The 19,533-nt window shown below is 37.1% G+C and carries 10 protein-coding genes; 7 read left to right on the top strand and 3 right to left on the bottom strand.

Features of this window, described 5'->3' with window-relative positions:
• Positions 1–41 precede the first annotated feature (41 nt).
• Positions 42–695, top strand: a complete 654-nt coding sequence (locus DN064_RS12120) for a rhomboid family intramembrane serine protease (RefSeq protein ID WP_115462927.1) — start codon at positions 42–44, stop codon at positions 693–695.
• On the opposite strand, the gene DN064_RS12115 is transcribed toward DN064_RS12120, so the two are convergent.
• A complete protein-coding gene (locus DN064_RS12115) occupies positions 692–1,852 on the bottom strand; it encodes a TlpA disulfide reductase family protein (RefSeq protein WP_115462926.1) in 1,161 nt (386 codons plus the stop codon). The genes DN064_RS12120 and DN064_RS12115 overlap by 4 nt on opposite strands.
• Positions 1,853–1,984: 132 nt before the next feature.
• On the opposite strand from DN064_RS12115, the gene mnmE reads away from it, so the two are divergent.
• Positions 1,985–3,373 (top strand): tRNA uridine-5-carboxymethylaminomethyl(34) synthesis GTPase MnmE, encoded by a 1,389-nt coding sequence (gene mnmE / locus DN064_RS12110; protein WP_115462925.1) that lies wholly within the window; start codon positions 1,985–1,987, stop codon positions 3,371–3,373.
• 24 nt (positions 3,374–3,397) lie between these two features.
• Here mnmE and DN064_RS12105 read toward each other — a convergent pair whose 3' ends face one another.
• A complete protein-coding gene (locus DN064_RS12105) occupies positions 3,398–3,976 on the bottom strand; it encodes a DUF4136 domain-containing protein (protein WP_157962308.1) in 579 nt (192 codons plus the stop codon).
• 303 nt (positions 3,977–4,279) lie between these two features.
• A complete protein-coding gene (locus DN064_RS12100) occupies positions 4,280–4,891 on the bottom strand; it encodes a hypothetical protein (protein ID WP_115462923.1) in 612 nt (203 codons plus the stop codon).
• A 204-nt stretch (positions 4,892–5,095) separates the two neighbouring features.
• On the opposite strand from DN064_RS12100, the gene DN064_RS12095 reads away from it, so the two are divergent.
• The 5 genes from DN064_RS12095 to DN064_RS12075 all read left to right on the top strand — a co-directional run bounded on the left by DN064_RS12095 (position 5,096) and on the right by DN064_RS12075 (position 19,515).
• Entirely contained in the window at positions 5,096–5,545 is a 450-nt protein-coding gene (locus DN064_RS12095; RefSeq protein WP_115462922.1) for a hypothetical protein, read from the top strand.
• A gap of 283 nt (positions 5,546–5,828) precedes the next feature.
• Positions 5,829–7,097: a hypothetical protein gene (locus tag DN064_RS12090; protein ID WP_232827486.1), complete on the top strand. Its 1,269-nt coding sequence runs from the start codon at positions 5,829–5,831 to the stop codon at positions 7,095–7,097.
• A gap of 179 nt (positions 7,098–7,276) precedes the next feature.
• On the top strand, positions 7,277–8,716 hold the full coding sequence (locus DN064_RS12085) for a T9SS type B sorting domain-containing protein (protein WP_115462920.1): 1,440 nt from the start codon (positions 7,277–7,279) through the stop codon (positions 8,714–8,716).
• The gene (locus tag DN064_RS12080; RefSeq protein ID WP_115462919.1) at positions 8,717–11,311 is read left to right on the top strand and encodes a PorP/SprF family type IX secretion system membrane protein; all 2,595 of its coding nucleotides are present in this window, start codon (positions 8,717–8,719) and stop codon (positions 11,309–11,311) included.
• A 62-nt stretch (positions 11,312–11,373) separates the two neighbouring features.
• Positions 11,374–19,515 carry a T9SS type B sorting domain-containing protein gene (locus DN064_RS12075; protein ID WP_115462918.1) on the top strand — a complete coding sequence of 2,714 codons (8,142 nt, stop codon included), beginning with the start codon at positions 11,374–11,376 and terminating at the stop codon, positions 19,513–19,515.
• The last annotated feature ends 18 nt before the right edge of the window (positions 19,516–19,533 follow it).

Below are 19,533 nucleotides of genomic sequence, written 5' to 3'. Positions count from 1 at the left end.
CAGGCACAAATATAACTCTAATAATAAATACAGTATAGTAAATGTATAATGTAGGATTGGTTACTATTATCATTATTGCTGCCAATGTTTTGGTGTCTTTTAAAGGTTTTAACGATAGACTTTTTTTTGAAAAGTTTAAATTTAATATTGGCGCAATTAGACGGGGAGAGCAGGTGCGTATGGTCAGTTCTGGCTTTTTGCATGCTGATACTACCCATTTACTTTTTAATATGATTACGCTGTATTTCTTTGCTGATGTAGTATTACAGGGGCTTGGAAATTTTAATTTTATACTTATTTACCTAGGAAGCCTCATCGTTGGGAACCTTCTTTCTTTTTTCTTTCATAAAGATGAGTATTGGTACAGCGCCATAGGCGCTAGTGGGGCTGTTACAGGCATTTTATATGCCGCTATTCTTATACGTCCAGAAATGAGTTTGTACTTGTTCTTTATTCCCATACCAATTCCGGGATACATTTTTGGTGTAGCCTACCTGTTATACTCTATTTATGGCATGAAAAGCAGGAGTGGAAACATTGGGCATGACGCCCACTTTGGTGGGGCTGTTGGAGGTTATTTTTTAACTTTAGTTATGAAACCTCAAATTCTTGAGACGCATTTGACTTATGCACTTTTATTGGCTGTGCCAATAGTGGTGTTATACTTTTTACATAAAACTGGTAAATTGTCTTAGGAACCTAACAACTCTTCAATTTTATTCTCAAGTGCGCGGCCTCTAAGATTTTTAGCGACAATTTTTCCTGTATTGTCCACGATAAACATGGCTGGAATAGCATTAACATTATATTGACGGGCAATAGGGCCAAAATACTGTAAATTAGAAACGTGATTCCAATTTAATCTGTCAGCTTCAATCGCTTTTATCCATGCGTCTTTTGGATCTTTTTGATTTCTGTTTCCATCAAGGGATACCCCAATTATTTCCAGACCTTTGTCATGATATTTTTCATAGATTCTTACCACATTAGGATTTTCTCGTCGACAAGGTCCGCACCAGGCAGCCCAAAAATCAATAATCGTATACTTCCCTTTACTATATACCTCAGATAGGGCCAGTTCACCACCTTCAGGAGTTGGACCTTTAAATTCAGGTGCAGTTGCCCCGATAGAAGTTATCTTTTCTCTTTCAAATTTTTGACGTTCTATGTCTAGCTTTTTCTGTATGCGCTTACCCACAACGGTAGACTTAAGGCTACTGTCTAAGGCCTCATATGCAGCACTGTAATCCTCGTAATTTAGTTGAGCATTTGACCCTATTTGAGAATCAACTACATACATGCTTACATAGCTACTAGGATTAGATTTGGCGTATTCTAATGGAAAATATAATGATTTTAAGCTGATATCTTCCATAATGGTCTGAAGTGAATCCGCTTTTACTTGATCCCCATCGCGTCTCGCTTGTCTAAATGCAACGACATAAGGTTGTAAAGACATGCGCAACTCAACAATTTCCTGGTTGAATGTTGCTAGCTCTTCATTTAATTGAGATCCGCTTATTTTAGATTTAGCAATATTTAGAGTGTCTAATTCGATAGACATATCCGTATTCTCTAAAAAAAGCATCAACTGACCAACAGTGCCATCAATACTTAGGAAGACGATTTTTGGATATTCTACTTCTCCCTTAAACTCAAGACTATTGTTCATGGCAACAGCCGTATCTCTTACAACCTCACGACCTCTTTCATCAAATTCCTTTATATAGGAACGAAGTCCATTGTGTAATTTAATGGATTCAACTGCAATTGAGTAACCCGTGTTTTGTTGGTCTTGGCAAGAGACCAAAACAATTAATGCGAAAGGGATCAACCATTTAATAAACTTCATAGCAGGCTAATTTTTAATTTGAATTGCAAATATAGGAAGAGGTAGTAAAATCATGTAAAACTTATCTTAAATTCAAAAATTTTGGTGCTTTAGCGTACAAAGATTTCGCATATTTTTGCATAAACAAGTCTTATGCAACATTCCGATACAATTGTAGCCCTAGCAACAGCTTCTGGTTCTGGTGCGATTGCTGTTATTAGATTGTCGGGGAACTTAGCAATAACTTTCGTAGATGATCATTTTAGATCCGTATCAAAGAAGAAATTAAGTCAACAATCCACACATACCATACATCTTGGACATATAATAGATAATGAAAGGGAATTGGATGAGGTATTGGTGTCAGTTTTTAAAAACCCTAATTCGTATACAGGTGAAGACGTGGTTGAAATCAGCTGCCATGGTTCCACATTTATTCAGCAGGAAATTATTCAGTTGTTTTTGAGGCGAGGTTGTCGCATGGCTAATCCTGGTGAATTTACACTAAGGGCCTTCTTAAATGGTAAATTGGATCTGAGTCAAGCAGAAGCCGTAGCAGATCTAATAGCAAGTGACAGTGCTGCATCGCATCAGGTGGCTATGCAACAAATGCGAGGTGGGTTCTCTTCTGAAATTTCTTCTTTACGACAGGAATTAATGAATTTTGCGAGTCTTATTGAGCTGGAATTGGACTTCTCTGAGGAAGATGTGGAGTTTGCTGATCGGTCCCAATTTAAGGAATTACTAGATCGAATCATATTCGTGCTTAAACGTTTAATTGATTCATTTGCCGTAGGCAACGTTATTAAAAACGGTGTGCCTGTTGCTATAGTTGGAGAACCTAATGTAGGTAAGTCAACCTTATTGAATGCTCTGTTAAATGAAGAACGTGCTATAGTTTCGGATATCGCTGGTACAACAAGAGATACAATTGAAGACGAAATTTCAATTGGTGGAGTGAGTTTTAGGTTCATTGATACAGCAGGAATAAGAGAAACTCACGATGTTGTAGAGTCTATAGGGATAAGAAAGACCTTTGAGAAAATTGATCAGGCTCAAGTAATTGTTTATTTATTTGAAGTACAGCAAGCGGTAAGAGACTCAAAATATATTAACGTTGAGATAGAAAAGATAAAGAATAAATACCCTCAAAAACCTTTGTTAATTATTGGTAATAAGGTTGATAGCCTCACAGATATTGAAGTTTTGCAAATTAAGAATGCGATTAATGATATGATTCTTATTTCAGCAAAAAGAGGTTATGGGGTTGAACTGTTAACCCAGTCATTATTGAGGCTTATTAACACAGGTGCTTTAAGAAATAATGAAACAATCGTCACAAATACGCGTCATTACGATGCGTTGTTGAAAGCGCTCGAGGAAATCCAAAAGGTGAAATTTGGTCTTGAAAGCGGGTTGTCTGGTGACCTTATAGCAATAGATATAAGACAAGCGCTATACCACTTTGGCGAAATTACAGGTGAAATTTCAAATGATGATTTGCTTGGGAATATATTTGCTAACTTCTGTATTGGTAAGTAGTATTTGACATAACGTCAAATACTGTTAGTTATTCGGAAGTTTATCAAAAATAGCATTGACCATACTTTCTGGTAAATTAGTAGTGGCTATATCTGTTTTATAGTCTTTAACCAAACCAATCCATACCAATTCTTTGGTTTTGTTGTCGAACACTTCAATTGCCATATTCCCAGTTTGATAAGGTCTACTGCTATTCGCAGTATTGCTAGAGGATCTGGTACTACTAGTTGAAGCTGAAGAACCGCTGTAAGGGACATTACTCGATGAACTGGCTGCCGCAGTATTACTTCTGCCTTCCAGTTTTTGATTACTATCAATTCCTATTGATTCAGAGATGATGATAACCAAATCTGGATTATTAGTTGTCATGGTGTAGCCTCGTTCATTCAAACGCTTTTTTAATGTTGCAACCGCTGATTCGTTGGCTGGTGCATCATCAGCCCGGTTAAATTCTGAACTGCTCATATCGGTATCTGGTAAATAGGCATAGGTCTTATAATCATTCATGTTGTTATCTGTAAACTTTTTGGATTTAACAACAGATGAACAGTTGAATATGATAAGGCTGGAGAGAATTATAAGTTTAGATAGAATCTTTTTCATTTTTTTAATAATTAATGGTTCGATCGTCACCGAGCAACAAATACAATGTTAATCACTTGGCGCAGTGTAATTACAGTTTATAAAATTTAAATATCAATTTATAATGAAATTACTGAATATGGAGTTATAACTGGTTGATTATCTATAAGATTACGGCATAATATGTATAAATAAAAATGTGCAGTTCAATTTTACGACCTCCTAAATTGACAGTGAATTAGCCAACATGGGTTCGTTCTTTTGAAAATGTATCTTTAAATATATTTCCATAATTAAGTAAATAGGTAAATGACAGAATGGTTCTTAAAGGTAATTCCATGTCAACAGAAAATTATTTTCGAATATAAGATATTGGTCTTTATAATTCCATCGTTCCCTCAATCCATAATAACCGGTAACCTTAGTTATGGTTAATGGTTCGCCGATACTTTCACGAGTCATTTCCTTGGTCATTCCATACCAAATGCGATTGTCGAGTATTTTTATGGCGTTTTTTTTACCAAACTCTTCAGTCAGCTTCTTCAATCGAAAATTGTAAATGGTCGACTCCATAACGCCATCCTCATTTAAATTTTCTTTAGTAACATATCCTTGAATAGTATCAGATGATATGAGCCAATACCCACCATTAAAGTATTTATATACGGAGGCAGAGGTATATTTTTTTAAAAAGGCTATGGTTTTTCCTTTGGTATTCGGTTGGTCTATGACGGGTGTCTTGGTTATAGTTTTGGTTTCGGTTATGGGATCAGTATTAATGACAATTGCTTTTTTGGAGTCCAGCATATTTAATCGACTCTGAAACGAATAAATAGAATCCTGGTAGGGTGGGAGTTTCTCCTCTTTATTTGGATTTTCTTGACCAAGAAGACTAAAGCTGTAACAAAAACCTAATAGAAAAAGGAGTCTTTTCATTGTATGAGTTCAATGGAGTTTCTAAAATACTTAAAACAAGTGGATTCAGCTATATATTCAGAAGTTAACAGTAATTATAATACTAGTTATGTCATCGCGTAGGAAAAATCCTTGAAAATTAGAAAAAGTATGCATTTTATCGATTAAATGCGGATTATTACGTCAAATTACATAGATTTGATCCGTAACCCCAAATTTATAACCATGAAACTGAAAGTATGTATTCTGTGTTTCGGCTTATTACTAGTAGGTAATAGTTGTTTTTCTCAGAAACGGAAAGAACCTAAAAGCATCATTATGGATGCTATTGAGATTAAAAAATATCACAACATAGACGATCTTGAACGGATGCCTAAAGGGGAACTTTTGACTTTGTATAAAGAACGTATTTCAAGTCTGATCAAAATCCTTCCAAATATTGCCTTTGCCACAAAGCCAGGTGTGACCATGGAGAGTTTAGGTATACCCAAGGATAGTGATAATAGAAAAGCTTTAGACAAGCAACACGAAGAAACTGAAAGTTATATAGAAGCAACTTCAGAATTTCAAGATATCATATTACCATATTCTGATACTAATAAATTGATAGCGGCCATTTTGTTCTATGAGGAAACTTTGAAAGCGCTTCACGAGTATGATCAATTTGCTAATTAAGCAAAGTGATTCAGGTTAAGTTGAAGCCAGGGTAAAACCTGGCTTTTTTAGTTTGTAATCCTAACTATTTGAAATACAAGTGATAACTTAAAGGTCAATTTTGATCAATTTTTTATAAGTGCTCTTATTCTTACATAATTATCCCTTACAACGAAAAAATATACCGATTAGAGGTTTTTATGCCTATATTTGATCTGAATGTTAACAGGAACCCCAATTCTTAAAACTATAATTACTACTTATGAAAACAATTACTCATTTTTTTCTTATTTACTGCTTATGTATGGCCACAGCCTTTTCTCAACAAGAGAAGGGGATCTTTGGAGTAAATAATTGGTTGAATAATTGGACTGAATTTCAACCGAAACTCAATGACTATGGAGAGGCCACTGAAATTCTAACAGGTACCATTAATAAAGACACAAAACTCTTTAAGCGTAATGTGTATTTATTGGTAGGTAATGTATTTGTTACAAATAATGCTACTTTATCCATTGAACCAGGAACTGTGGTTCTTGGTGACTTTGAAACCAAAGGAACGCTTATCATTGCAAAGGGAGCAACGCTTGTTGCTGATGGATTAGAGACTGATCCAATTGTGTTTACATCAAATAGGAACCGAAAAAAACCAGGTGACTGGGGCGGTTTAGTAATACTCGGCGATGCTCCAACCAATAAATTTGGAAATGGGTCGGCTGCTGGTCTCTTTCCTCAATTATCACCAGATTATTACTCTAACCTAAACTTTGGTGGTACCAATGCATATAGTCATTCAGGAATAATCCGATTTGTTAGAATTGAATATGCCGGAACACGGATAAATCGCGGTCTGTATAGACCTTCTTTTACAGCTGCAGGACTAGGAAAAACAACCCTTGTTAATCATGTTATGATTAGCTTTTCTGGGGGAACAGCATTTGAAGTATGGGGTGGTGAGTTTGAAATGAACAATGTCGTTGCTCATAAATCATCTGAGTTAGATTTTGCTTTTAACTATGGTGCCCAGATTGATATGTCTAATACTTTAGCAGTTAGATCACCATATGCTTCACATAGTAGTGGCTCAAGATCTATGCGTATTATATCCTATGACAATGAATCTGAAATTGATTTTTCTAAACCCGGAACTAATGTTGTTGCTTCAAACCTGACCATTATAAATAAGACTGAAGATTTAAGTGGCGATATTGAAAAGGGCCTTATAAAGGAGGCTATTTTTATTGGTTCAAACGCTGGATTAGATATGACTAGAACTGTAATTTCAGGATTTAGTCCTGCTGTTATGTTCGACCAGAAAGTGAAAGTGAATCAGGAGAGTTTGGATCGTATAAAGTTCTCAGAAATGTATTTTAATAATTGCAACGGAAATATTTTCGTAGAAAATTTTGCTAATAACGACGATTTGGAAAACTGGTATGGAAACCCCTCTTTTTTTAATGTGTATTCCAAAGGATTAGACACCGAAACCTTTATTGACATATTTAATAGAAAACGTCCAGATTTTAGATTACGAATCAATCAAATTATGGCAACAAACGATATAGGAGATTAAACTTCTAATAGATCAAATTTAGTGTCAGACACTGATATTCAAAACTGGTTAAGCCCTCTTCAGGTTTTGAATTGTTGAATCTCGATAATTAAACGATTTTGTGCAGCTCAGAGCGCCCACTCACAATAGTAATTTGTTGAAGTGCTGGTACTGCTTGTCGAAATTTTAAGAATGGAAAGATGATAAAAGCTATAAAAATTGTACTCGTACTTTTAGTTTTTACTTGTGAAATAGTTAACATTAATGCCCAGGTGGTCATTAGTACACCGACACTTGGTTTTACACAGGCCTGCGCAAGTACAGACTTTAATACCTATAATGTTAGCTTTTCCTTTAGTCCTGAAAACGCTCTTTCATCATCCAATCGGTTTATTTTGGAATTATCAGATGCCTCAGGATCATTTGATAATGCCATTGAAGTTTACAGTTCTAGCCCAGGATCCATTGTGTCTTCTCCGGCTAATATTAGTTTTGCCTTGCCACAGGATGTTGGTGGAGAAAATTATAAAGTAAGAGTTAAGTCGACTTCACCGGCAGCAACGAGTTCAAATTCTCAAGAATTTGCAGCTTATTATAAGAGTCAGGACTCACCTTTTAGTATCAATAATTTAATAGATACAGGGGTTTTTTGCCCTAATGGAAGTTATCTGTTAACAATTGACAATCCAGGTGGTCCCTTAAATGACTCTCCGCTCAACTATCCAAACCTTACGTTTAATTGGTATAAAGAAACAAGTAATACGTCAGCGGTATTTGTTGCTAGTGGCGAATCATTATTGGTTGAAGAGGAAGGTACCTATTTCGTTGAAACTAATTATGGTTCTTGTACCTCCGATTCGTTCTCAAATCGAGTCACTATTTCCGAAGCCAGTAACTCTAATGAGTTTGAAATAAGTTCCAGCCTTGGTAACCCATTTTGTGCATCTGATGGTATGACTACTCTTAGCGCCATAAACGGTGAACAATACCAATGGTTTAAGGATGGAGTTTTAATTCCAAATGCAACAAATCAGACTTTTGAAACCGATGGATCAGGCACCTATTCTGTGAATGTTAATCTAGGGGAGTGTAGTGCTGATGCTACAATTGAACTCGAAGCCTCTGGGTTCAATGCTACAATCGATACAGAAGAATTTGTTGTTCTCGAGGAAGATGAGAATATATGGGTAACCGTAACAACAGATGCTCTTAATCCCGAATTCAAATGGACTTTAAATGGGGAGCCAATTTTAGACGAAGTTTCAGAATTTATAGAAATAAGCCAAACAGGGGTGTATTCCGTAGAGATTACTCAAACTCAAAATTGTAATGCTACAAAACAATTTCAATTTACGGTGATGGAGGCCTTTCCAGATGTAGATGCCATTCCTAATCTAATTAGTCCCAATAGTGACGGTGTTAATGATACCTGGATAATTCCTCTGCAATATACAACTGGCACAAATACACTGGTTCAGATTCTTGACCCTGTGGGAAAACTTGTGTTTGAGACTAATGATTATCAGAATAATTGGCCCTTAGAACCCATTGAATTTAAAGAGGTCAACCCTGTCTATTATTATATTATTACACCAACAGGTCAATCGTCCAGAAAAGGGACTATTACGATTATAAAATAGATGCGAACACAGCTATTACATATCATCATAATTTTATTTATTCCAGGGATTGTATGGTCCCAAGGTGATGGTGTTGTGTCTTATAGTTTACCAGTACGAAATTCCTTGACTTTTAACAGATTTGCTTTAAGTCCAACTTTTACGTTCGTTAGAGAAGAAAACAAAACCCTTAGCTTTACAAATAAGCGTGAATGGGTGCAGTTTGAGAATGTACCAGTTTCATATGTATTTGGTTACAGCGGTCGAATTAATGAACGATCTGCTGCTGGCATCTCACTGTTCCAAAGAAATTATGGGATTTTAACAACATTTGGTGGTGTATTAAATTACGCATACAATGTTCCACTGTCATATGATAATAATTTGACCTTTGGTGCCAATCTTGCGTTTTATCAAAGTGGAATTAATACAGGTAACGTTATTTCAACATTGCCTGATCCTTCATTGAACAATGTTCCCTCCAATTTTCTAATGACATTTAATCCATCGATTAATTATGGTACTCGATTTCTTGATGTGGGTCTTACCTTAAGAAATTACACCTTATATAATTTCACTAATTCAAACTTAGTTGAGGACGACCCTGAGCAGGGACTCCAGGCTCACTTAATGTATACTGGATTTTTGCAGAGTGGAGGCTTCTTTGACAACTCAAGATTCTCAGGACTAGTAAGGTCCGAATTTAAGAATTCAGACGTAGTTCTTTCAGGGTTGGTGATGCTTACGGTTCCAAAAGGAATCTGGGGTCAATTAGGTTATCATTCTCAAAATGGTATTTCTGTTGGTATTGGTGCAAATCTTTTAAAAGGTATTGCTATTGAATATAATTATGAAAATGGAATTACCAATTCAATAAATCTCGGTAGTTCTCATGAGATCACTTTGGCCTATCGTTTTAAAAATAAAAATCGTTATTCATACAGTGATGACATGCAAATGTCTTCTATTATCCCGGAACGAAAACGGGTTAAATATCATAAGACGGACGAGGCCACTAGGGCAAGAATAGCGGCAAGGGCTAAAGCACGCCAACAACAACGTGAGGCGGCTTTAACTGAAACTACCGAATTAACGACAACAGCCATCAGTACTACTGATTCTATTGAAGAAAACACTATTAACCAGCGTCAATTGGAAATAGAAGCTGCTAAACAAAAAGCAGAAGAGCTGGCAAAGGAAAAGGCTGAGGCAGAAGCTCTTGCCAAACTTAAAGCCAAACAACTTAAGGAGGAAGAGGAACAACGTTTGGCTCAGTTGAAAGCTACTGAAGAACAACGTCGTCAGGAGGCTCTGGCTGCATTAGCAGCAGCGGAAGCTGAGGAAAACAGATTAAGAGAAGAAAAGCGCAAAGACGAAGCACGTCGATTGGCCGAAGAACAGGCCAGAATTAGAGCTGAGGAAGAATCAGCGCAGGAAGCGGCCAGACTAGCACGCTTAAAAGAGAATGAAGAAAAGCGTCGTAAAGAAGCTTTAGCAATTCTTGCTGCTGCTGAGGCCGAAGAAAGAAGACAAGAGGAGGAAAGAATAGCTGAACTAGAAAGACAAAGAGCAGAGCAGGAGGCACAAGACTTAGCGGCAATAGCCAAAGCAGAAGAAGCCAAGAGGTTAGAAAGGTTAAAAGCAGAAAGAGTAGAACGTCAGCAAAAAGCCATGGCTGCCCTATTAGCCGCTGAAGCAGAAGAAAGCAAGACCAAATCTGATTTGGCTCCGGGCATGACTCCGGATGAAATGAAAAATGAGGTGGAAACTGTTAGCAAGCAAATATCAGATGAACAGGAAAATCTTTTATCTCAATTAGAAGCTACAGTTGATAATAGAAAACAAGATCTGGCAGATTTAAAAGAAGAAAACGATTTAAGTGAGCAAGGAATATATAAAGCTCCAAAACCATTTAAAAGTACTTCTGAACAAAATGCTCAACTAGAGTCGCTAACATTTGAAATCGATAAAACCATCGCTGCTCAAGAACAGCGATTGGTCGAGCTTCAAAAATTGTACGATGAGCGCAAGAAGGAATATTCATCAGATGATGATGAGATGAATATGATTTATCTGGATGAAATTTTAATCGTTCAAAAATCGAAAAGGAAAGCCGAAGAAGTCAAAAAGGCCTTGATGTTTGAATTGGATTCAATTAAGCAAGCTACCGAAATAGAACGCAAAAGACGCATTAAGCGTGCGGCCTTTGATAATCAAGAGGATCGCTATGCTAAGGATATGGCGGACCTAAGACGTATTAAAGAGAGTACAAGAATTGACTTAGAAGCGAATAGTAACGATCCGTTGGATTATGGTGAAACCAACGGTGGAACTATAAAAATATTGAAGGATGTCAAGCACAATGAAGATGGGTATTATTTGGTTATGGCTGTTCACTCAGATAAGAACAAACGAGACGAATTTCTAAGGGCTGCTATTAAAAGCGGAGAAAAGAATATTAGTTTCTTTTATGATGTAAACACCAGTAAGTACTATATATACAGTAAGAAGTTTTCAAATCTTAAGGATGCGAATGAAGCAATGGCAGGTAATAATGAGACGAGTTTAAATAAGAATTTATCAATGATAAAAATTGAAAATAAATCAATGAAATAAGTTAAGCAAATGACGTAGTAATTCTGCCCCGAATGAACTGTTATTGTAAAAACAAATCGACCATGAACAAACCTACTTTTAAGGCTATTATTAGCCTCGTAATATTACTCGTAACTGTCTTTCAGGCCAAAGGACAAAACTACGAGCCATTTACTCCTCGATTTAATCAGGATGTAAAAGGTGATATTATCTTAATTGGTAACAACATTTTAGGACCAGATAATAATGCCTTTAATGACCTCTCTGTTTATAATCACAATGTAGATATGCAATACATTGATATAGACACTGACGCCTCAACATTTAGTTCGTCCAGCGCAGACTTGACCATTCCTAATCCAAATTGTTATCGGATTATTTATGCCGGACTATATTGGGGTGCCGTCAACCCTGGTGATGAACCTATTACAGACATCAAATTTAAAGGGCCTGAGGGAGGTTATGTTGACATACAGGGAACAGTTATTTATGATGCTAATGGATCTTCGGTCGATGGGGGAAATAGTTTTTCATATGCCTGTTTTGCTGATGTGACTAACATTGTTACAGGATTTAATAATGATCTTGGTACCTATACAGTAGCTAATGTGTCCTCTGCTCAGGGTGAATCAGCTACCTATGATCCTTATAATGGAACTGGTGAATCAGCGGGATGGTCTTTGTTCATTGTCTTTGAAGATCCAACTTTACCAGGAAAGTCCATAACAAGTTTTGATGGTTTTAGTGCCATAAGTGTGGCAGGTAATAACCCTACTTTGGATATTCCTGTTGATGGGTTTAGAACCGTACCTGCACCTGCCCCAGTGCGTGCTAATTTTGCTTTTGCCACTTTAGAAGGGGATAGTCCAATATTGGGAGATCAGCTAAAACTTAACGGGCTTAATCTTTCCACAGCTGATCGACCAGAGACCAATTTTTTCAATAGTTCGGTTACACAATTAAGTGCCTTACCTGTAGATGATAGAGCCCCCAACAGTGCTAACACCTTAGGATTTGATACTGGTGTGATTGCTGTGCCTAATCCTGGCAATACCGTAATTGCAAATGATGCCACTTCGGCCACTATTACACTTGAGACCGAAGGTGATACTTATTTTCCATATTTCTTCGCTTTTGCTGTTGATATTATTGAACCGGATATTGTTCTTACCAAAATCGTTGAAGATGAAACAGGAACTGATATTGGGGGGCAGGAAGTTGGACTTAATCAACCCCTAAATTATGTTATAAGTTTTCAAAACGTTGGAAATGATAATGCCACTAATTTTCAAATTAGAGATATCCTACCCATAAATATTATTTACGATCATCCCAATGATCTTGTCCTTCCTGATGGTGTGACGGTGTCAAGCTATAATCCAGTAACGAGAGAATTGATATTTGCTATTGATGATTCTTTAGTTGAAGAAAATGACCCTTTATACAGTATTAGAATTGAAGCGCAAACGGTTGAAACCTGTCAGCAGTTAGCAGATGCCTGTTCCAATATTATTAATAACCAAGCATTTGCAACCTATAATGGTTTTTATAATCCAAACTTTCAGATTACTGATGATCCAAGTTTAAATTCAAATACGGGATGTCTCATATCACCGCAGGCAACAAATTTTCTTGCAGATCTTGATGATTGTGTATTTAGTGAAGAAATTATTCTATGTGGTGATAGTGTTTCCATTACAGCAGCAGATGGTTATGATTCTTATAGTTGGTCAAATAGTTCCACAGGCTCCCCTGTACTTGGTACAGGTCAAACATTCACAGTTACTAGTCCAGGAACATATTATTCGTTTAATACCGCAATCGCTCCTTGTCAGTCAATTGTTCAGGAATTTGACGTCATTACATTTGGAGCTGGTGTCACCAACCCTTTAATTCCTTTTGCAGATCAGGTGGTGGTTTGTCCTAATGATGGTAAGGAATTACCCTATATTTTTCTTTGTGGTGCTAACGATATTAGATCAATTGCTACTGGCATAACTGATACAACCTCAATGATATGGGAGCAGTTGGATGAGACTTCATGTCCTGCAGTTCTAAATTCTCAATGTGCTAATGAAGATGGGGCCTGTACCTGGAATCAAGTAGGTACTGGACCTGATTTTACAATTGATACATCAGGTCAGTTTAGGCTAACCTTAAATTATGAAGGTGGGTGTTTTAATCAGTTTTACTTCAATGTTTATCAAAACCTTTTGAATCCTAATGCTACTTCTAGAGATATTTATTGTGACACACTAGGTGAAATTGCAGTAGGGGGAGTTCCTTCTGGATATGAATACAGTCTTGATGGACTTTCTTACCAATCCAGTCCTATTTTCCCAATTTCAGTAGCAGGGCTTTATACGGTTTATATCAGACAAATAGGTGTGCTTAATAGTCCATGTGTGTTTACCGTTCCAGATATTCAGATTTTGGATAAAGACTTTAGCATGTCCTCAACCGTTGAACAGCCATTATGTTATAACGATTTTGGAAGTATTTATCTCGCAGCTAATGAGGTAAGACCGCAGTATTTCTTTTCAATTTATCAAGGGGCTACATTGGTTAATTCTGTTGGGCCTATCAATGAAAATGACTATACATTCCAGAATTTGTCACCCGGTATCTACACTGTTAATGTGTCAACTGAGGATGGTTGTATGGCCAATGAGGATATTGAAATTATTCAACCACCTACATTGGATGCCACAATGGCCATAACTGAGCCTTTAAATTGTACGGATGGTGAATTAACTGTGTATGCACAAGGCGGAACGCCTCCTTATTTTTATTTTGTCAATGGGAATGGCGATTTTCAAACAGACCCTATTATTCAAGTTTCTACAGCTGGAACTTATTCGGTTGAGGTAGTTGATGCGAATAACTGTAGTACTGTAACGAGTATTGCTATTGATCCAATCTTACCTCCAGAATATACAATCTCATCGACAAATTTAGACTGTTCAGGCTCACCAATAGGAACCATTTCTATTAACGTTACTAACGCTAATGGTAATTCGCTTCAGTTCAGTATTGATGGCGGCTTGACCTTCGTTGATAGTAATGTTTTTACGGGTCTTTCAGCTGGTGATTATGAGGTTATTGTTCAGTCCAGTATCGATGGTTCATTCTGTGATTCCAATACGGATATTATTACCATAGGTATACCAGACCCAATTACAGCAGCAATTGATTTAACTAGTTCTTACAGTTGTCTTACAGATGGGGTTATTTCGGTTTCATCTGTTTCTGGTGGCTCAGCACCGTATAGTTATAGTTTGGATGGTGTCAACTTCCAAGCAGGTACAATATTTTCTGGCTTAAATGCAGGATTCTATGAAGTATGGGTACAGGATGCAACAGGATGTGCTCAAATAGTTGGTGATATTACTCTTGACCCGTTAGACCCTCCAACAGATATGGAGTTTTCAAATAGTCCATTACTGTGTCCGTCTAATACAATTGACTTAACCGTAACTAATACGGTAGGTGGGGTGGCACCACTTGAATACCAGATCACTAGTCCTTCTGGTTATGCAACCTCCTATCAATCTTCAAATATTTTCACTGGCTTAGTTCCAGGAACTTACAGCATCCAGGTGAGAGATGCTAATGATTGTACATATATAGAATCCTACACGATTCTTCCTCTACCAGAGCTTTCTGCTAGCAGTGTTTTAAACAAGTCTTTGGACTGTTCAGTTTCTCCTGATGCAGTGATTGATGGAGCCATTACTGGTGGTTCCTCGCCCTATACTTATGCCGTATCAGTTAATGGTGGGACATATACCAATTTAGGAACTACAGGATCAACTTTTAGTTATACGTCTTCAGGAAGTGGCACCTATCAGTTTGAAATTACAGATAGTAATGGTTGCATCGCGACTACTCAAACTGTCGTGATTGATGTTTTAGAACAGGTTACCTTATCTATTGATGCTCAAGACCCAAATTGTACTGATGATTCTAATGGTGTTATTGTTTTAAATACCTTAACAGGTCAAGCGCCTTTTGAGTATAGTTTAGATGGAGGATCAACATTTGTAAGTACCAATATATTTTCAGGGTTAGATGCCAATACATATAATTATATTGTTAGAGATGCCAACCAATGTGAGGCTAGTGGTTCAATTGTATTAAACAACCCTACACCTATAGATGCGAGCATTGTAAGTAATCCAATTCAATGTAATTCTAACATACCTGGCAGTATTGATGTTACAATTAACTCTGGTGGTGTTTCTCCTTTTAATTATACCATATTAGATGCTGCATTTAATCCAATAAACAGCTCTAATAATAATAGTAATACAAGTCATACATTCAATAATTTAAACTTTGGTGATTATTATATCTCTATTGTTGATGCCAATGGTTGTGAGTTTCTGAGTAACCTTCTTAGAATTGAAACTCCTCCAAATATCTCCTTATTAGGGAATACATCCTCTGGAACCTGTATAGCTGGTGCCAATGTTGAGATAGAAGTAGTATCTGGTGTAGGGCCATTTATTTATATGATTTATGGACAACCAGCAACAACCGTTGGGCCAACCCCTAATACCACTCAAACGTTTACTGGTTTAGATCATGGTGTCACATATCAATTTCAGGTTGAAGATGCTGGAGGTTGTTTTTCAATTATAGAAGTTACAACACCAGTCTTATCACCTATTGATGTTTCAGCAAATACGATTACTGATGTTAGTTGTTTTGGTAGTATGGACGGGGCAGTTGATTTTACAATCACCAATTATGATCCCTCTGTTACTAGCATTACCTATGAAATCCTTGATGGTCTCAGTAATACATCACTTGTTCCAGCAGTAACAGGCACTGCAAATGGATTGTCAGGATCAAACATTTCTGCTTCCTTAGGTGGACTAGCCGCTGGAACCTATACGTTAATGATTAGAGAAGATGATGGTACACAATGTACCACTTCATTACCATTTGTTATTCGTCAACCAATACAAGCCTTATTAGCAGCTGTCTCAGGTACTGTAAACGCCAATTGTTTAAATGATGCTCTGGTAACTATTAGTGCAAATGGTGGAACGGCACCTTATAACTATGCTGTTGGACTTCCAGGATTTAGTCCTGTACCTGCTGATTTTAGTAATCAAAATACCCTATTAGTTGATCCCATGGTTTCAACAGATTGGGATATAGTTGTGATGGATGCTAATGGTTGTGAGGTTCGATTGAATCAATCTGTTAATTCAGATCCAGAACCCCAATTTGCTCTAACAACACTTGATAATTGTTTAGTAAATGACGGTGAATTTGAAGTTGAAGTGAGTTTGGTAAGTTCTGGAGTAGGTCCATATCAAATAAGTTTAGACAGTGGAGCATTTGTAAATGTAACATTACCGTACATTATATCAGACCTTAATTCAGGTTCTCATTCTGTTGAAATAAGAGATGCTAATGGGTGTACCAATCTTCAAAGTATTGATATCGATGTGCCATTAGAGTTTATTCCTGAAGTTACAAATAGAACAACTTGTAATAATGATGATGGAATTATAGTAGTTACAACTAACGGGGGAAGTGGGAATTATAGTTATACTATTAGTCCAGCAAATCCATCCATAACAATTTCGGCCAATGTGTTTTCTGGTGTGCCTTCTGGAGTCTATACCATCAATATAAACGATCTGGATACTGGCTGTACATCCTTTACGGAAATTGTTATGCCTGAAGCTCAAGACCCTGCTATACAATTAAATCCTAATCCAGTAAGTTGTTTTGCTGGTTTGGATGGTAGTTTGGAATTGTCCGTATCTGGGTATTCTGGGACTTATATATACGAGTTATACGATTCAAGTAATGCCTCTATTCTTGGTCCAGTATCAGTGAGTACTACAACTAACCCACAATTGATTTCAGGATTAGAAGCTGGAACTTACCAGGTAGTAATGACTGAAACCCAAAGTCCGTTCTGTTCTACTAATGAAACAGTAATCATAAGTTCTCCACCATCGGCTGTGATTTTAAATTTACAGGAGACCTCTTCAGTATCCTGTTATAACGATAGTGGAACCATTGTGGCAATAGCATCAGGTGGAACAACAGACTATGAATATGAACTTTCTGGTCCAGTATCTGCGCCTTATTCTGCAAATGGAACCTTTAGCAATTTAACATCGGGAACTTATACCGTTACGGTTAGGGATGCTCAAGGGTGTACGGCGACCGATCAAATAACTTTAAATGTACCACCTGCAATATCTGCTGATGTGGCGGCAAATTCTAATTTGCTGTCATGTTATAACGATGACAATGGAGTTGTTGAAATTACTAATGTAACTGGTGGTCAGGGGAGCAATTACTCCTACACTCTAAATATGCTGTCACCAACCATAAGTTCTTCAGGTCCGCAAACCACTCCAGTATTCTCAAATCTGTCCGCTGGCACGTATCAGGTACTAGTTTCAGATGCTTATAATTGTGTTTATCAATCTATTGATATCGTAATTGATCAACCAAATCAATTGATGTCTAATTTAATTGTTTCCAGAGGACAAACTTGTTCTACAGACACTGAGTTAACATTAAGTGCTACAGGTGGAACCGGAACATATGAGTACAGTAATGATGCTTCTTTTAGTAATGTACTAGGTACATTTTCAAATTCAGTGAGTTTTGATGCTACACCGGGAACCTATCAATATTTTGTTCGTGATGCCAATGGTTGTGTTGCCAGTGCATCAAATGAAATTACAATAGACGAATTGGTGCCGCTTCAGGTTGTGCTCGATACCACTAATTCCGCGGTTAATTGCGCAGGTGACAGTACTGGCGCAATCATTGCTACGGCCGAAGGGGGATTGGGTAACTATACTTATGAACTTCAGGATGCCGCAGGAAATGCTATTTCAGCGGGTACTATAGCAGCACCAGGTGTCTTTACAGAACTGCCAGCAGGCATTTATCAAATTTATGTATCTAGTGGTGATTGTCAGACTGTATCAATTCCAGTAGATATACAAGAACCTGATAATGCTTTAGTAGCCAATACCAATGTTTCTAATATTACTTGTAGTGGTTTAAATGATGGTATAATAGAGATTACAGCTAATGGAGGAACAGGTATTATAAAATATGCCATATCTCCGCAATTAGATCAGTTTTTTGATGAGCCGGTATTTGATAATTTAGAACCTGGCGACTATCAAATTATTGTGCAAGACGAACTGGGTTGTTTTGAGCTATTGGATGCAACTATTGTAAATCCAGAGCCTGTAATTTTATCGATTGTTCCCAATTCAATATTCCCAGAAATTTGTTCTGGTGATGAAAACGGAGAATTTAGTATTGAAATATCGGGTGGTTCATTACCATACAGTGTAAGTCTCGATAATCCTGATGGCCCTTTCCTTACTGGGGCTCCCACCCAAACAGAATTTGACTTTACAGATCTTGCCGGAGGTGATCATTTAGTCTATGTCATGGATGCCGCCGGTTGTACCTCAGAATGGAACATCACTTTTCCAGAACCGGCTATTATCAATCCATTAGTAGATGTGGTTATTAATTGTGACAATAATTCAGTTGGGAATATCGTAACCGTGTCTCTTGAGAATTCTAATGTAGACATGAGCGAATTGGATTTTTCACTTAATGGCGGGCCTTTCCAAACGGATCCAGTATTTACAAATGTTGGAATTGGTAGGGATCAATATATAGATATTAGACACACTAACGGATGTGTGCAATCCACACCGTTTTTCAATATTGACGAAATTATGCCGCTTGAAATAGCATTGGAAGAAGGTGACACCAACGAAATAATTGCTTCTGTAGAAGGAGGCTCAGGAATTTATGAATATTACTTAAATGGAGAATCATATGGTAGCACAAATACCTTTATTGTCTATGAATCTGGGGTTTACACTGTTTCGGTAAGAGATAGTTATGGCTGTGAAGTGAGTGCTACCATTTCCATTGAGTATGTAGATATCTGTATCCCCAACTATTTTACCCCAAATGGTGATAACGTTCAAGATGAATGGGGGCCAGGTTGTGCCTCTCAATACCAAAACTTGGAATTTGATATTTTCGATAGATATGGCCGTAAAGTGGCTAGTTTAAATGTAAACCAAAAATGGGACGGTACTTATGATGGTCGAGAGTTACCAACTGGCGATTACTGGTATGTTGTCCGTTTAAACGATAGTAATGATGACAGAGATTTTGTAGGGCATTTTACCCTATACAGATAAAATATAAAACCCCAGAAC

Source organism: Winogradskyella aurantiaca (assembly GCF_003362725.1).
Classification (GTDB): domain Bacteria; phylum Bacteroidota; class Bacteroidia; order Flavobacteriales; family Flavobacteriaceae; genus Winogradskyella_A; species Winogradskyella_A aurantiaca.
The sequence above is the reverse complement of the archived record's forward strand: the minus strand, read 5'-3'. Positions and strand labels throughout refer to the sequence as shown.

Coding starts and splice junctions, on each gene's coding strand:
- DN064_RS12085 (WP_115462920.1), top strand. CDS start 7,277: ATGATAAAAGCTATAAAAATTGTACTCGTACTTTTAGTTTTTACTTGT.
- DN064_RS12080 (WP_115462919.1), top strand. CDS start 8,717: ATGCGAACACAGCTATTACATATCATCATAATTTTATTTATTCCAGGG.
- mnmE (WP_115462925.1), top strand. CDS start 1,985: ATGCAACATTCCGATACAATTGTAGCCCTAGCAACAGCTTCTGGTTCT.
- DN064_RS12075 (WP_115462918.1), top strand. CDS start 11,374: ATGAACAAACCTACTTTTAAGGCTATTATTAGCCTCGTAATATTACTC.
- DN064_RS12100 (WP_115462923.1), bottom strand. CDS start 4,891: ATGAAAAGACTCCTTTTTCTATTAGGTTTTTGTTACAGCTTTAGTCTT.
- DN064_RS12090 (WP_232827486.1), top strand. CDS start 5,829: ATGGCCACAGCCTTTTCTCAACAAGAGAAGGGGATCTTTGGAGTAAAT.
- DN064_RS12120 (WP_115462927.1), top strand. CDS start 42: ATGTATAATGTAGGATTGGTTACTATTATCATTATTGCTGCCAATGTT.
- DN064_RS12115 (WP_115462926.1), bottom strand. CDS start 1,852: ATGAAGTTTATTAAATGGTTGATCCCTTTCGCATTAATTGTTTTGGTC.
- DN064_RS12105 (WP_157962308.1), bottom strand. CDS start 3,976: ATGAAAAAGATTCTATCTAAACTTATAATTCTCTCCAGCCTTATCATA.
- DN064_RS12095 (WP_115462922.1), top strand. CDS start 5,096: ATGAAACTGAAAGTATGTATTCTGTGTTTCGGCTTATTACTAGTAGGT.